The organism is Streptomyces sp. CNZ301, from assembly GCF_004217425.1.
The window spans coordinates 1,377,001-1,392,198 of record NZ_SHLG01000001.1 but is presented as its reverse complement, the minus strand read 5'-3'; the positions used below and the strand labels follow the sequence as shown (position 1 = coordinate 1,392,198).

7 protein-coding genes and 1 riboswitch are annotated in these 15,198 nt (G+C 69.1%); of the genes, 3 read left to right on the top strand and 4 right to left on the bottom strand.

What is annotated here, in order from left to right; translation table 11 throughout:
* Positions 1-292 precede the first annotated feature (292 nt).
* Entirely contained in the window at positions 293-1,654 is a 1,362-nt protein-coding gene (locus tag EV375_RS06245; RefSeq protein WP_130298559.1) for an ABC transporter substrate-binding protein, read from the bottom strand.
* 1,042 nt (positions 1,655-2,696) lie between these two features.
* Here EV375_RS06245 and EV375_RS06240 point away from each other — a divergent pair.
* Positions 2,697-8,285: an Ig-like domain repeat protein gene (locus tag EV375_RS06240; RefSeq protein WP_165434688.1), complete on the top strand. Its 5,589-nt coding sequence runs from the start codon at positions 2,697-2,699 to the stop codon at positions 8,283-8,285.
* 264 nt (positions 8,286-8,549) lie between these two features.
* Here the strand turns inward: EV375_RS06240 and EV375_RS06235 are convergent, their stop codons facing one another.
* Positions 8,550-9,926 carry a cytochrome P450 family protein gene (locus EV375_RS06235; RefSeq protein WP_486588318.1) on the bottom strand — a complete coding sequence of 459 codons (1,377 nt, stop codon included), beginning with the start codon at positions 9,924-9,926 and terminating at the stop codon, positions 8,550-8,552.
* 399 nt (positions 9,927-10,325) lie between these two features.
* Positions 10,326-10,516, top strand: a riboswitch (cobalamin riboswitch).
* 162 nt (positions 10,517-10,678) lie between these two features.
* On the opposite strand from EV375_RS06235, the gene metE reads away from it, so the two are divergent.
* A complete protein-coding gene (gene metE, locus EV375_RS06230; protein ID WP_130298557.1) occupies positions 10,679-13,024 on the top strand; it encodes a 5-methyltetrahydropteroyltriglutamate--homocysteine S-methyltransferase in 2,346 nt (781 codons plus the stop codon).
* Positions 13,025-13,210: 186 nt separating this feature from the next.
* Here metE and EV375_RS06225 read toward each other — a convergent pair whose 3' ends face one another.
* Complete coding sequence (locus EV375_RS06225) at positions 13,211-13,972, bottom strand: CbtA family protein (protein WP_130298556.1); 762 nt, start codon at positions 13,970-13,972, stop codon at positions 13,211-13,213.
* Between the two features lie 15 nt (positions 13,973-13,987).
* The gene (locus EV375_RS06220; protein ID WP_055485583.1) at positions 13,988-14,221 is read right to left on the bottom strand and encodes a CbtB domain-containing protein; all 234 of its coding nucleotides are present in this window, start codon (positions 14,219-14,221) and stop codon (positions 13,988-13,990) included.
* Between the two features lie 288 nt (positions 14,222-14,509).
* On the opposite strand from EV375_RS06220, the gene EV375_RS06215 reads away from it, so the two are divergent.
* Positions 14,510-15,124, top strand: a complete 615-nt coding sequence (locus EV375_RS06215; protein ID WP_130298555.1) for a histidine phosphatase family protein — start codon at positions 14,510-14,512, stop codon at positions 15,122-15,124.
* The last annotated feature ends 74 nt before the right edge of the window (positions 15,125-15,198 follow it).

Below are 15,198 nucleotides of genomic sequence, written 5' to 3'. Positions count from 1 at the left end.
CGGCCCCTCGGGCGGGAAGGACGAGCAGCACCGGGGGAGGGGAAGCGGATCCGGGCAGAACGGCACGGCTTCGCAAGGTCGGCTTCGGAAAAGAGCTTTGCAAGGACGGGACGGGAAGGCCGGCTCCGCAAAAGGTGGTCGGGCGACGCGGAGGGGGGCGGCCCGGCGCAGCCGGGAACGGACCTCGGCCTCGCCCAGGGGCGATCGTCGTCTCGTGAGACGGGGCGCGGAAGGTCCGTTCCCGGTCGGGGCGGCCGTACCGGGCGTCGCGGCGAAGTATCGGTGCGAGGGCTCAGCCCGTGGTGCCCGTGGCCGACGCGTCCAAGTACGCCTTCGCGGCTGCCTGGTCGAGTTTCTGGGCCGTCTTCTCCGGGTCCGACGGGTCGCGGATGAACTCCTGGAGCAGCTGCCATTCACCCTGTCCGGGTGTGCCGCCGAAAGCGCCCGGCGCCTGGTCGGACATGTCGAACTGCACTGCCTCGCCCGCGTCCACGAGGGACTTGGCGACCTTGCGGGTCGTCTCGTCCGGATAGGCGTTGAGGTTCAAGTTGATGTTGGGCGAGAGGAATCCGCCCTCTTTCGCCCAGATCTCGGCCGCTTTCGGGCTGGCCAGGTACTCGATGAAGGACATGGCCAGGTCCTTGTTCTTGCCCGACTTCATGGCGACCGCGGCGTCGCCGCCGCTGATCACCGGAGCCTGCTTGTCCTTGGCCACCGGGGGGAACTCGAAGAAGTCGGCGTCCTCGTCGACCTTCCTGTTGAACTCGCCGGATATGATCCCCGCCACGAAGTCGCCCTCGTAGACCATCGCCGCCTTGGGGTCCTTGCCGTAGACGGCGCCGACGGACTCGTTGAGGTCGGTGCGCAGCGCCTCCGTACCGCCGCCGGCCACCAGCCTGCCGCCCTCGAACAGCTTGCCGAAGGTCTTCAGCGCCTTGATGACGGTGGGGTCCGTCCAGCCGATCTCGTTCGTGGCCAGCTTGGCGTAGTTGGCGGGCCCGGCCTGCGCGAGGTAGATGTTCTCGAACCAGTCGGTGAGCGGCCAGGCGTCCTTCCCGGCCACGGAGAAGGCGGGGGTGCCGGCGCTGGCCAGCTTCTCGCCGTTCTCGATCATCTCCGAGTAGTCCTTCGGCGGAGTGACGTCGGCCTTCTCGAACGCCTTGGGGTTGTACCAGACCGTCGACTTGTGCGACGCCTTGAAGTAGAGGCCGTAGAAGATCCGCCGGACGCTGCCGTAGTTCTGCCACACGAGGGCGAAGTTGCGGGCGGCTTCGAGCTCGACCCTCGGCGGAAGCGGCTCCAGCCAGCCCTTCTGCGCGAACTGCTGCAGCACACCCACCTGCGGCACCATTGCCACATCCGGGACTTTTCCGCTCTTGAGCAGATCGCGGATGAAAAGGGCGAAGTCGTCACGTCCTTGCGCACGGCTGGAAGCGAACTTCACCTTGGCGCCGGTCTTCTTGGAGAAGCCGTCGAGCACCTTTCTGAAGTTCTTTCCCTCGCCGCCGGTCCAGGAGCCGGCGACCGTGAGGGTCTGGCCGCTGAACTCCTGTTCACCGGAAGCGCTGTTCAGGCCGCTGCAGGCAGTCGCCGTAATGGTGAGAGCGGCTGCGGCGGCCGCAACGCGTGTTACCGCAATGCGAGGTCTTTTCATGATTTCTCTTTCGAGGCAGCTTACGCGGGTGCTGAAGTCGCCGATCCACCAATTCGCAGTGGAGCCGGAAGTGCTGTCGCGGAGAGCAACCGCCGGCGGCACAGGAGCGGTGAAGCATCAGGCGCCTGGTCCGGGGCGGTGCTTGAGCTCGCTGTTCAACTGTCCGTCGCCACGCGATGTTGGAGCCTTTCGGGCGGGCTTCCCCCAGTGAGCGCAGGCTGCCGCGGCACGGGACATCGCTCACGGCGCAGATCTGACCCGTAACGGGAGAACCGTCAGACGGGCTGGTCTGACCCGACCGGTTCGCGGGGTGTACGCGCCTGACAACGTAGTGCAGTCAGTAGCCCTGGAAAACGGTTGTGGCGCAACGCGACGGAAAAATCTACTCGTCAGTCGCCACCGGCGAGCGACCGCTTACCACGTTCAGTACGAAAAGTGGCGATGGGAACCGGCGACTCGCATACGAAGAACACGATGAAGACATGCGGGACATGGCTCTGATGAAGGGCATACGTCAGTGAACACGGCCACGCCGGGCCGCGTGAAGCGGCCCGGCGTGGATTTTTTCCGGGGATTGCCCGCTGCGAGTGCTTGTGAGCGGCCGCCGAGGAGGGGCGAGGGCGGGGCGGACCCTGCCGGGCGGCGACGGGGCGGCGACGGGGCGGCGACGAGGCGGCGACGAGGCGGTGGTGTCCGCCTGAGGGTGCCTGGGCCGCCCTCAGGCGGACGACTCCCCGGACGTGGTCCACGGGTGCCAGGCATGGCTGCCTGGAGGGGCGTACTCCGGCGCGAACGGGCGCAGTTGATGCCTTCATGGGATTGTCCTATTCACTCCGTATGCATCTTCTGCCAGATTTCACTCCTTTCGGGGCATGCATCCTGTTCGCTTCTATTGCCCGTAAGAGGCAACGGGCTTCACCTCCGTCAGCTGTCCGGACGGCCACCCTCTCTGCCGTACCCCCGGGCGGGACGGGGAGTTGACCAGGGCACGTCCCTGCGGGTGAGGCCTCCGCCCTGGAATCTCCTTCGGAGGAGCTGCGTCATGCCCGCACCAACGATCAGTCTCGTTCAACCTACAAGGGCTTCTGCCGGCAACACCGTCGCCATCCACGGTTCCGGTTTCACGGGTGCGACCGCCGTCAAGTTCGGCAGCACCAATGCCACCTTCACTGTGGTCAGCGATGCGAGGATCAACGCCACCGTTCCCGCAGGAAGCGGCACGCTGCTGATCACCGTGGTCAACCCCAGCGGCACCAGCAACGGCAAGGCCTTCACATACAGCGGGACGCCCGGCGCGAGGATCACAGGAATCAGCCCGGCGGCATCCGGACCGAGCAGCGGCGGCAACGTGGTCGCCATCGTCGGCACCGGCTTCACCGGTGTGACGGCCGTGAAGTTCGGCAACGTCGACGCGATCAGCTACAACGTGGTCGGTCCCACGGTGATCAACAACGTCGTGGTTCCCCCCGGAGTCCCCGGCACGGCGCTCGTCACTGTGGTGACCGCATCCGGCCCGGGCGGCGGCTTCGCCTACGACTACGTCGGCGCGCCGACATCGACGACGACGCTGATGGATGCGCCTGATCCGTCGGTGGTGGGTGAGTCGGTGACGTTCACGGCGACGGTCGCGCCCGTCCCTCCCAACATGGGCACTCCCACGGGGACTGTCACGTTCAACTTCGGTGACGGCAGCCCTGCGGTGGTGGTGCCGCTGACCGGTGGTGTGGCTTCGACGACGCACGCCTACACGACGACGTCGGGTTCGCCGTTCACGGTCACAGCGGTATACAGCGGTGACTCCAACTTCAGTGCGTCGGTGGGGACTGGCTCGCATGTGGTGAATGCTGCTGCGTCGTCGACGGTGGTGGTGGATTCTCCGGATCCGTCGGTGGTGGGTCAGTCGGTGACCTTTACGGCGACGGTGTCGGCGGTGTCTCCGGGTTCGGGTACTCCGACGGGGTCGGTGGTCTTCGACTTCGGTGACGGGAACGTCTCGGCGGCCGTGCCGTTGTCCGGTGGTGTGGCGAGTACGACGCACACGTATACGACGACGTCGGGTTCGCCGTTCACGGTGACGGCGACGTATGGCGGCAGTGCCAATTTCAGTGCGTCGGTGGGGACTGGCTCGCATGTGGTGAATGCTGCTGCGTCGTCGACGGTGGTGGTGGATTCTCCGGATCCGTCGGTGGTGGGTCAGTCGGTGACGTTCACGGCGACGGTGTCGGCGGTGTCTCCGGGTTCGGGTACTCCGACGGGGTCGGTGGTCTTCGACTTCGGTGACGGGAACGTCTCGGCGGCCGTGCCGTTGTCCGGTGGTGTGGCGAGTACGACGCACACGTATACGACGACGTCGGGTTCGCCGTTCACGGTGACGGCGACGTATGGCGGCAGTGCCAATTTCAGTGCGTCGGTGGGGACTGGCTCGCATGTGGTGAATGCTGCTGCGTCGTCGACGGTGGTGGTGGATTCTCCGGATCCGTCGGTGGTGGGTCAGTCGGTGACCTTTACGGCGACGGTGTCGGCGGTGTCTCCGGGTTCGGGTACTCCGACGGGGTCGGTGGTCTTCGACTTCGGCGACGGAAACGTCTCGGGTCCGGTGGCCTTGGCCGGAGGCACTACGAGCATCACGCACGCCTACACGACGACGTCGGGTTCGCCGTTCACGGTGACGGCGACGTATGGCGGCAGCGCCAATTTCAGTGCGTCGGTGGGGACTGGCTCGCATGTGGTGAATGCTGCTGCGTCGTCGACGGTGGTGGTGGATTCTCCGGATCCGTCGGTGGTGGGTCAGTCGGTGACGTTCACGGCGACGGTGTCGGCGGTGTCTCCGGGTTCGGGTACTCCGACGGGGTCGGTGGTCTTCGACTTCGGTGACGGGAACGTCTCGGCGGCCGTGCCTCTGGTTGCCGGCGTGGCTTCGACGACGCACGCCTATACGACGACGTCGGGTTCGCCGTTCACGGTGACGGCGACGTATGGCGGCAGTGCCAACTTCAGTGCGTCGGTGGGGACTGGCTCGCATGTGGTGAATGCTGCTGCGTCGTCGACGGTGGTGGTGGATTCTCCGGATCCGTCGGTGGTGGGTCAGTCGGTGACGTTCACGGCGACGGTGTCGGCGGTGTCTCCGGGTTCGGGTGTTCCGACGGGGTCGGTGGTCTTCGACTTCGGTGACGGGAACGTCTCGGCGGCCGTGCCTCTGTCCGGGGGCGTCGCCACCATTTCACATGCCTACGCCACGGTCGGCGGTTCTCCGTACACGGTGACGGCGACGTATGGCGGCAGTGCCAACTTCTCCGGTTCGGCGGGGACGGATGCGCATGTGGTGAATGCTGCTGCGTCGTCGACGGTGGTGGCTGGTTCTCCGGATCCGTCGGTGGTGGGTCAGTCGGTGACGTTCACGGCGACGGTGTCGGCGGTCCCTCCGGGCGGGGGTGTTCCGACGGGGTCGGTGGTCTTCGACTTCGGTGACGGGAACGTCTCGGCGGCCGTGCCGCTGTCCGGGGGTGTGGCGAGTACGACGCACACGTATACGACGACGTCGGGTTCTCCGTTCACGGTGACGGCGACGTACACCCCGGATGACGGGGATTACGTCGGTTCGGCGGGGACGGATGCGCATGTGGTGAATGCTGCTGCGTCGTCGACGGTGGTGGTGGATTCGCCCGATCCGTCGGTGGTGGGTCAGTCGGTGACCTTTACGGCGACGGTATCGGCGGTTTCTCCGGGTTCGGGTACTCCGACGGGGTCGGTGGTCTTCGACTTCGGCGACGGAAACGTCTCGGCGGCCGTGCCGCTGTCCGGCGGTGCGGCGAGTACGACGCACACGTATACGACGACGTCGGGTTCGCCGTTCACGGTGACGGCGACGTATGGCGGCAGTGCCAACTTCTCCGGTTCGGTGGGGACGGATGCGCATGTGGTGAATGCTGCTGCGACGTCGACGGTGGTGGCTGGTTCTCCGGATCCGTCGCTCGTGGGTGAGTCGGTGTCGTTCACGGCGACGGTGTCAGCGGTCTCTCCGGGTTCGGGTACTCCGACGGGGTCGGTGGTCTTCGACTTCGGTGACGGGAACGTCTCGGCGGCGGTGCCCTTGGTTGGCGGCGTGGCGAACACGACGCACGCTTATGCCACGGTCGGCGGTTCGCCGTTCACGGTGACGGCGACGTATGGCGGCAGTGCCAACTTCTCCGGTTCGGTGGGGACGGATGCGCATGTGGTGAATGCTGCTGCGACGTCGACGGTGGTGGCTGGTTCTCCGGATCCGTCGCTCGTGGGTGAGTCGGTGTCGTTCACGGCGACGGTGTCAGCGGTCTCTCCGGGTTCGGGTACTCCGACGGGGTCGGTGGTCTTCGACTTCGGTGACGGGAACGTCTCGGCGGCGGTGCCTTTGGTTGCCGGTGCGGCGAACACGACGCATGCGTACGACACGGTGAGTGGTTCTCCGTTCACGGTGACGGCGACGTACACCCCGGATGACGCGGACTACGTCGGTTCGGCGGGGACGGATGCGCATGTGGTGAATGCTGCTGCGACGTCGACGGTGGTGGCTGGTTCTCCGGATCCGTCGCTCGTGGGTCAGTTGGTGTCGTTTACGGCGACGGTGTCAGCGGTCTCTCCGGGTGGGGGTACTCCGACGGGGTCGGTGGTCTTCGACTTCGGTGACGGGAACGTCTCGGGATCGGTGCCGCTGTCCGGCGGTGCGGCGAACACGACGCACGCTTATGCCACGGTCGGTGGTTCTCCGTTCACGGTGACGGCGACGTACACCCCGGATGACGCGGACTACGTCGGTTCGGCGGGGACGGATGCGCATGTGGTGAATGCTGCTGCGACGTCGACGGTGGTGGCTGGTTCTCCGGATCCGTCGCTCGTGGGTGAGTCGGTGTCGTTTACGGCGACGGTGTCGGCGGTCTCTCCGGGTGGGGGGACTCCTACGGGGTCGGTGGTCTTCGACTTCGGTGACGGGAACGTCTCGGGTTCGGTGCCGCTGTCCGGCGGTGCGGCGAATACGACGCATGCGTACGACACGGTGAGTGGTTCTCCGTTCACGGTGACGGCGACGTACACCCCGGATGACGCGGACTACGTCGGTTCGGCGGGGACGGATGCGCATGTGGTGAATGCTGCTGCGACGTCGACGGTGGTGGCTGGTTCTCCGGATCCGTCGCTCGTGGGTGAGTCGGTGTCGTTTACGGCGACGGTGTCGGCGGTCTCTCCGGGTGGGGGGACTCCTACGGGGTCGGTGGTCTTCGACTTCGGTGACGGGAACGTGTCGGGATCGGTGCCTTTGGTTGCCGGTGCGGCGAACACGACGCATGCGTACGACACGGTGAGTGGTTCTCCGTTCACGGTGACGGCGACGTACACCCCGGATGACGCGGACTACGTCGGTTCGGCGGGGACGGATGCGCATGTGGTGAATGCTGCTGCGACGTCGACGGTGGTGGCTGGTTCTCCGGATCCGTCGCTCGTGGGTGAGTCGGTGTCGTTCACGGCGACGGTGTCGGCGGTCTCTCCGGGTGGGGGGACTCCTACGGGGTCGGTGGTCTTCGACTTCGGTGACGGGAACGTGTCGGGATCGGTGCCGCTGTCCGGCGGTGCGGCGAACACGACGCACGCTTATGCCACGGTCGGTGGTTCTCCGTTCACGGTGACGGCGACGTACACCCCGGATGACGCGGACTACGTCGGTTCGGCGGGGACGGATGCGCATGTGGTGAATGCTGCTGCGACGTCGACGGTGGTGGCTGGTTCTCCGGATCCGTCGCTCGTGGGTGAGTCGGTGACCTTCACGGCGACGGTGTCGGCGGTCTCTCCGGGTGGGGGGACTCCTACGGGGTCGGTGGTCTTCGACTTCGGTGACGGGAACGTGTCGGGATCGGTGCCGCTGTCCGGCGGTGCGGCGAATACGACGCATGCGTACGACACGGTGAGTGGTTCTCCGTTCACGGTGACGGCGACGTACACCCCGGATGACGCGGACTACGTCGGTTCGGCGGGGACGGATGCGCATGTGGTGAACGCCGCTGCGACGTCCACGGCGTTGGCGGGTGCGCCCGATCCGTCGCTCGTGGGTCAGTCGGTGACCTTCACGGCGACGGTCTCGGCGGCCTCTCCGGGTGGGGGGACTCCGACGGGGTCGGTGGTCTTCGACTTCGGCGACGGGAACGTGTCGGGATCGGTGCCTTTGGTTGCCGGCGTGGCTTCGACAACGCACGCCTATGCCACGGTGAGTGGTTCTCCGTACACGGTGACGGCGACGTACACCCCGGATGACGCGGACTACCTCGGTTCGGCGGGGACGGATGCGCATGTGGTGAATCCGTCGGCCACCACCACGACGATCTTCGACGATCTGCCGGATCCGTCGGTGGTGGGGCAGTCGGTGGACTTCACGGTCCACGTCAATGCCGTCGCTCCGGGCGGGGGCACGCCGACGGGGTCGGTGGTGCTCGACTTCGGTGACGGGAACGTCTCGGCGGCCGTGCCGCTGTCCGGCGGTGTGGCCACTGTCAGCCACACGTACAACACCACAGTGGGTTCTCCGTTCACGGTGACGGCGACGTACACCCCGGATGACGCGGACTACACCGCTTCCGCGGGCAGTGCGGGCCACACCGTCAATCCCTGACCGGTCGTCCCCGGAGGCTCCAGTGACGGGTTGCCGCACGCACACCTCGCGTGCAGCCGGTCATCTCCGAGGGCAACGCCGGTGACGGAGGCCGTTACCCGATCCCGCATGAATCGGGTAACGGCCTTCCCGTCCAGAAGGCGAGGTTCCCTGTCGTTGCGCCGGCCCGGTGAAGGACACCGGCGCAACGGTGGGGAGCCTCGCCTGTTCCATGCGGTGCGCCGGGCAAGTGCCGCCCGAGCGCGTGGTGATGTTCCTCGCCGGTCACTCCGCCCCGGCGACCTCGAACTTCAGCGAGCGGATGCGGTTGTCGAAGCTGGAGGGCACCAGCTCCGGCAGGCCCGCGGCCCGCATGGCGACGGAGTCGGTGAGCAGAACCCTGAAGAGCGCCTTGAGTTCCTGCCGGGCGAGGTGCGCGCCGAGGCAGTGGTGAGGCCCGCCGCCGCCGTAGCCGAGGTGGGGGTTGGGGTCGCGGGTGATGTCGAAGGTGCCGGGGTCGGTGAAGACCGCCTCGTCGCGGTTGGCGGAGGCGTAGTACATCGCCACCGTCTCGCCCTTGCGGAGTGTGCGGCCGCCCATGACGTGATCGGTGCGCAGCGTGCGGCGGAACTGGATGATCGGCGTCGAGCACCGCACGATCTCCTCCACGGCGGTGTCCGCGTACTTCTCGAAGTCGCTCTCCCACAGCTCACGTTGTTCCGGGTTCTCACTGAGCAGAGAGAGTCCGTGTGAGATCGCGTTGCGGGTGGTCTCCACTCCGGCGACCATCAACAAGGTGAAGAACGCACCGAGTTGGCGGTTGCCCAGGCACTGTCCGTCGACGTCGGTGGTGACGAGCGCGGAGACGAGGTCGCCGGTGGGGTGACGCCGGCGCTCCCGCGCGAGCATGGCGATCATGACGTGCATGCGGGCCAGAGCCCGCAGACCCTTGCCGGGAATGCGGAATTTCGCTCCTGCTCCGCGCCGTACGCCGATGTTCTCCGAGGCGTCGTTGAGCTGGGCGAGGATACGCGGCCGGTGCTTCTGCGGGATGCCCATCATGTTGCACACGACCTCGCAGGGCACGAGGGAGGCCACGGCCGTCACGAACTCCCGGGAGGGCTGCCGCACCGCGTTCCCGACGACGGTCGCGACGACCTCCTCGATGTCCTTCTCGGCGCCCGCCAGCAGCCGCGGGCTGAACGCCCGGGAGATGATCTTCCGCAGCTTGGCGTGGTCGCGGCCGTCCACGTTGACCATGGACTCCCCGAAGAGGGCCTTCACCCACGGCGCGGGATGCGGCGTCGTGACCCCCGGGGCGCTCCCGAACACGGCGGCGTTGCGGCTGGCCTCCTGCACGTGCTCGTGCCTGACGAGAGCGTAGAACCCCGGCTGCTGCCGCTTGCGCAGGGCGTGCTGGGGATGTGCGAAGTACGTGGGCGTCTCCCGCTCGCGCAGCACGGCGAACGCCTGGTGCCGCTGCTCGTGCGGCAGTTGCCAGAACCGCGGGTCGGCGAGGTTCGTCTGCGGCGGCAGGCCTGCCGCCTCGAAGGCTTCGGCCGCCTCCGAGGCCTCGGTCCCGTCCGTGGCGGCCGCGGGGGAGGGGACGTGCGGTGCGGCCGCGGCCCCTGCCGAGGACGCGGACGCGGTGTGGGGTGGCATGGTCATCGTCTCCAGTCGTCGTGGAACGGGCCGCCCCGTCCGGCCTGCGCACCGGCGGGCGGTGAGTCTCCGGCAGCAGCTTGGGACCGGTGGCCCGCTCCACGCCGTGCGCCACACCGCCGCGACCCGGACGGCCCTGCGCTCCGTCCGTGTGGAGCGGCTCTTCACCGGCACGGCCGGCGCGCGCCGCGAGGGGCCGCCCACGCTGTTCACCCGTGGCTCGCGCCCGGGACCCCGCGTGACTTCGCTCCCGCCCGTAGTGGCCCGTCGCGGTGCGTTCTGCCGCCCACGCCCCCCGGAACACCTCCCGGCCGGGCAAACCGCTCCGGCGCATGAGGTCCCCCTCACCCCGGTGGCCTTTGCCGGCGCCGTACCTCCTCGTACGCTGGAGACGCAGTCGGTTCGGCCTGTCCGCCAGACAGGTACGTCGCAAGAGGGAATCCGGTGAGACTCCGGAACTGCCCCGCAGCGGTGAGTGGGAACGAAAGCCGTCACACGCACTGGGTCCGAGCGGACCCGGGAAGCGACGGCCGGTAGGAGCCCGTCCGTGGATCACGGACGCGGTGTGCCCGCGAGTCCGAAGACCTGCCACTGCCCGCGTGCGCGCCTCGTACGCGGCGATCTCGGTGACCTCGAGGGCGGGTCGGCGGTACAGGTGAGCAGCACGCGGTGAGCGCGCGTGCCGCCGCGTCGCCTCTCCTCCTCGCCCCGTGCCTCTCGGGTCACCGGCGAGACTCGCGAAGGAGAGTTGAGTGACACCGAAATCCCAAGGTGCGGCGTCGAGGACGTCCACGAAGCCCCGCGCCACCGTCCACGGGTATCCACGGCAGGGCCCCGGCCGTGAGCTGAAGAAGGCCGTCGAGGGCTACTGGAAGGGCCGCGTCACCGCCGACGCCCTGCGGGAGACCGCCGCGGGGCTGCGCCGCGGCAACTGGCGGCAGCTGAGGGAAGCCGGCGTGCGTGAAGTGCCCACCGGCGACTTCTCCCTCTACGACCATGTGCTGGACACGACCGTCATGGTCGGTGCAGTCCCCGAACGCCACCGCGACGCCGTGGAGGCGGACGCGCTGGACGGCTACTTCGCCATGGCGCGCGGTACCCAGGACGTCGCGCCGCTGGAGATGACGAAGTGGTTCGACACCAATTACCACTATCTCGTACCGGAGTTGGGGCCGGACACCGTCTTCGCCGCGAACTCGGCGAAGCAGACCGGCGAGCTGTCCGAGGCCGTCGCCCAGGGGCATGAGGCCAGGCCCGTCCTCGTCGGCCCCGTCACGTACCTGCTGCTCGCGAAGCCCGCGCCCGGCGTGGCCCCGGACTTCGAACCCCTGACGCTGCTGGACCGGCTCCTGCCGGTGTACGCCGAGGTGCTCGCCGACCTCCGCGCGGCCGGGGCGCGCTGGGTTCAGCTCGACGAGCCGGCGCTGGTGGCGGACCGCACGCCCGCCGAACTGAACGCCGCGGCACGCGCCTACCGGGAGCTGGGCGGGCTCACCGACCGGCCCGCGCTGCTGGTGGGCTCCTGCTTCGACCGGCTGGGGGACGCGCTGCCCGTACTCGCCAGGGCGCCCGTCGAGGGGCTGGCGGTGGACTTCACCGGTCCCGCCGCCGCGAACCTGGAGGACCTGGCGCGCGCCGGCGGGCTGCCCGGCAAGCGGCTCGTCGCGGGAGTCGTCGACGGACGGAACGTGTGGATCAACGACCTGAAGAAGTCGCTGTCCACACTGGCCTCGCTGCTGGGCTTCGCCGACCGCGTCGACGTGGCGCCGTCCTGCTCGCTGCTGCACGTGCCGCTCGACGCGGCGGCAGAGCGCGGCGTCGACCCGCAGGTCGCCCGCTGGCTCGCCTTCGCCCGGCAGAAAGTGGAGGAAGCCGTCGCCCTCGCGACGGGACTGCGCGAGGGAACCGACGTCATCGCGGGACTGCTGCACGCCAACTCCTCGGCTCTCGCCTCCCGTTCGTCGGCCGCGCTCACCCGCGACCCCGCCGTGCGGGCCCGCACCGAAGCCGTCACCGACGCCGACGCGCGCCGCACCGCGCCCTACCCGGAGCGGGCAGCGGCGCAGCGGGCACGGCTGAAGCTGCCGATGCTTCCGGCGACCACCATCGGCTCGTTCCCGCAGACCGGTGAACTGCGCTCCGCGCGCGCCGACTTGAGGGCCGGACGGCTCGACGCGGAAGGCTACGACAGGCGGATCGCCGCCGAGATCCGCGAAGTCCTCGCCTTCCAGGAACAAGCGGGACTGGATGTGCTCGTGCACGGCGAGCCCGAACGCAACGACATGGTCCAGTACTTCGCGGAACGGCTGAACGGCTACGTCGCGACGCAGCACGGCTGGGTCCAGTCCTACGGCACCCGCTACGTGCGTCCCCCGATCCTCGCGGGTGACGTGTCACGTCCCGCGCCGATGACGGTGGAGTGGACGCGCTACGCCCAGTCGCAGACCGCACGGCCCGTCAAGGGCATGCTGACCGGCCCCGTCACGATGCTCGCGTGGTCCTTCGTGCGTGACGACCAGCCGCAGGCCGAGACCGCACGCCAAGTGGCCCTCGCCCTGCGCGACGAGGTCGCCGACCTGGAGGCCTCGGGCACCGCCGTCATCCAGGTCGACGAGCCTGCGCTGCGCGAGACGCTGCCCCTGCGGGCGCAGCGCCGCCCGGAGTACCTGGCGTGGGCGACGGAGGCGTTCCGCCTGGCCACCTCCGTCGTGCGCGCGGACACCCAGATCCACACGCACATGTGCTACGCGGAGTTCGGCGACATCGTCTCCGCCATCGCGGACCTCGACGCCGACGTCATCAGTCTGGAGGCCGCCCGCTCCCACATGCAGGTCGCCGGTGAACTGGCCGCCGCCGGCTACCCGAACGAGGTCGGCCCCGGCGTCTACGACATCCACTCCCCGCGGGTGCCCGACGCGCACGAGGTCGCGTCGCTGCTGCGCAAGGGGCTCGGCGCGATCCCGGCGGAGAGGCTGTGGGTCAACCCGGACTGCGGTCTGAAGACCCGCGCCTGGCCCGAGGTACGCCGGGCGCTGGAGCACATGGTCGAGGCGGCGCGGACAGTGCGCGCGGAGACCGCGGGCGCGGGCCGCGGCTGAGCACGCGTGCGTTCGGCGCGGTGCGGCACCGGTCCGGTCCGCCGGGACCGGTGCCCCGCACAGCGCCGAGGACGCACCATGAGCCGACGACGCACCATGAAAGGCCGCTGCCGGGCACCCGAATCGGGCGCCCGGCAGCGGCGCACGGCCCGTGGAGGACGGGAGTCGTGCTGTTCCGTTCTTCCTTCAGTTGGCGGCGGGTGCCGCGGCGGCCGGGGCCGCCTTCTTCTCGCCGCCCGCCGCCGGACCGAGGGCACGCTCGGCGAGATGGCCGAACGCCAGCCCGAAGGCCGCCCACAGCACCAGATGCACGGCGAGCGTCGAGAGCCGGAACTGCCACAGCAGCAGCGCCGGGAAGTGCTCGGGAAGCTCGCTGAGGGACGGAAGGAAGGCGTAGGCGAGTCCGACGACGAGGACGAAGCCGACCACGGCCGTCACCGTCGCGTACCAGTTGCCCATGCGCGGCGCGAGACGCCTGCCGAGGATCGTCGCCGCGACGGCGAGCAGCACACTCAGCAGAACCATCAGGAAGTACAGAGCCGTTCGCTTGTCGAGGCTCGCCGGATCACCCACGGACGGCGGGTTGGCCGGGTACTTCAGGAACGGCACCAGGTACACGCACACGAACGCGGCACCCGACAGCAGCAGCGCCGTGGCACGGGGGCCGAAGCGGCCCACGCGTCCCAGTGCGAAGCTGAAGGCCAGCGAGGCGATGCCGCCGATCGCGACGCCGTAGACCAGGACGGCCGTGGCGAGGCCCGCGGTGGACTGCACGCCGCGGCTGACGATCTCCTCGCCGTGCTCGTGCGAATGCGCCTCCTCCAGGGCGATCGCGGCATCCACATGCGGTTCACCCAGGAACGAGGCCGTCACCAGGGCGAACAGGCCGGCCACGAGGCCGGCGAGCATGCCGCGCACGAGGAGGGTCCTCACAGTGGCGGAGTTCATCGTGCTCCTCCCCGCTCAGTGGCAGGGGAAGCCGAGGAGGTGGCGTCCGTCGTGGACCCACTCGTGCACGCCCGTGCCGGAGATGAGGGACGTGGCCCCCTGCTCCGCGCCGACGAAGTACAGCAGGACGAGCATCAGCAGACCGAAGAAGAATGCCCACGGAAGGATCGCCTTGACCGGGAGCGTCGCCGGAACGGCTGCGCCGGAGGCGGGAGTTGCGGAGCTGGGCGGGGCGATGGACTGTGCCATGGCAGGACCTCCTGTTGGGAACTCGCGTCCCTGTCGGTGGAGCTCGTGACGGCCTGCGGGTCTGGCTCGCCCCTGCCCGTACGCTGCGCACGGCAGCGGACCGGGAAGGGCATACAGTGGCGCGACCGCGCCGGAATCTCACCGGCTTCCGCCCTGCCGTCGTTGATCGATACCAGCGGAAGGTACCCCGACTTCACCTGCCCGGCCAAGGGCGCGCGTCCCGGACACCGGGACGACACGTGATCAACTCCCGTACCGAAAGCCGCCGTTCACGGCGAGGAGAGGCCGATGACCACGCGAGTGACTTTGATCTCGCCGGCCCGCAGCGAGGCGTCCGAGGAGTTCCGCTTCGATGACGGAAGTCCCTTGAGCGACGCCGGGCTGCGGGATGCGCGCCGGGCACGGGCCGCGGCCGCGCGGCTGCTGTCGGCGGCCGGACGCAGCACGGTCTCGCCCTCGCCGCGCTGTGTGCGGACGGCCGAGGAGCTGGGGCTCGCAGGCGCCCGCGACCTCGTGGACGAGCGGCTGGCGGGCTGCGCGACGGGCCGCTGGCGCGGCAGAACCCTGGAGGAGGTGAGCGCCGCCGAACCGGAAGCCGTCGCGTTGTGGCTCTCGGACCCCGCAAGCGCCCCGCACGGCGGTGAGCCGGTCGCCGGACTGTGCGCCAGGACGCGGCAGTGGCTGGCGGGGCTTGCGGATGTGCCCGGCCGCGGCCCGGTCCTGGCAGTCGTCGAGCCCGACATCGTGCGTGCGGCCGTGGTTTCCGCCCTGGAGGCACCGCCGCACACGCTGTGGAGGGTTGACGTCGCACCGCTGACAGCCACGGAGCTCAGCGGCCGCTCGGGCCGCTGGAACCTCCGCGCGGGCACCGCCCTGACCGGGCCCACCGACGGCGGCCCCTAGACGCATCGACCTGGCGCGTCCCGGTCCGCCTTCCCTCCGCCGGGCCGGGTCGCCTGCCCCGCCTCCTGACACGC

Excerpts from the sequence above, each read along its gene's own strand:
- EV375_RS06215 (WP_130298555.1), top strand. The coding sequence starts at position 14,510 with ATGACCACGCGAGTGACTTTGATCTCGCCGGCCCGCAGCGAGGCGTCC.
- EV375_RS06240 (WP_165434688.1), top strand. The coding sequence starts at position 2,697 with ATGCCCGCACCAACGATCAGTCTCGTTCAACCTACAAGGGCTTCTGCC.
- EV375_RS06245 (WP_130298559.1), bottom strand. The coding sequence starts at position 1,654 with ATGAAAAGACCTCGCATTGCGGTAACACGCGTTGCGGCCGCCGCAGCC.
- EV375_RS06235 (WP_486588318.1), bottom strand. The coding sequence starts at position 9,926 with ATGCCACCCCACACCGCGTCCGCGTCCTCGGCAGGGGCCGCGGCCGCA.
- EV375_RS06225 (WP_130298556.1), bottom strand. The coding sequence starts at position 13,972 with ATGAACTCCGCCACTGTGAGGACCCTCCTCGTGCGCGGCATGCTCGCC.
- EV375_RS06220 (WP_055485583.1), bottom strand. The coding sequence starts at position 14,221 with ATGGCACAGTCCATCGCCCCGCCCAGCTCCGCAACTCCCGCCTCCGGC.